This window comes from Duganella alba (assembly GCF_009674495.1).
Classification (GTDB): domain Bacteria; phylum Pseudomonadota; class Gammaproteobacteria; order Burkholderiales; family Burkholderiaceae_D; genus Rugamonas; species Rugamonas alba.
The window spans coordinates 1-238 of the sequence record NZ_WKJN01000120.1; the positions used below are offsets into that span (position 1 = coordinate 1).

The 238-nt window shown below is 53.8% G+C and carries 1 rRNA gene; it reads right to left on the reverse strand.

The features are described from left to right. Window positions 1-19: 19 nt before the first annotated feature. Window positions 20-238, reverse strand: a 16S ribosomal RNA gene (locus GJ695_RS29545); the annotation flags it as partial.

The window sequence follows — 238 nt, forward strand, 5'->3', positions numbered from 1 at the left end:
AGAACCAGTGCTACTCTAGAAAGGAGGTGATCCAGCCGCACCTTCCGATACGGCTACCTTGTTACGACTTCACCCCAGTCACGAATCCTACCGTGGTAAGCGCCCTCCTTACGGTTAAGCTACCTACTTCTGGTAAAACCCGCTCCCATGGTGTGACGGGCGGTGTGTACAAGACCCGGGAACGTATTCACCGCGACATGCTGATCCGCGATTACTAGCGATTCCAACTTCATGCAGT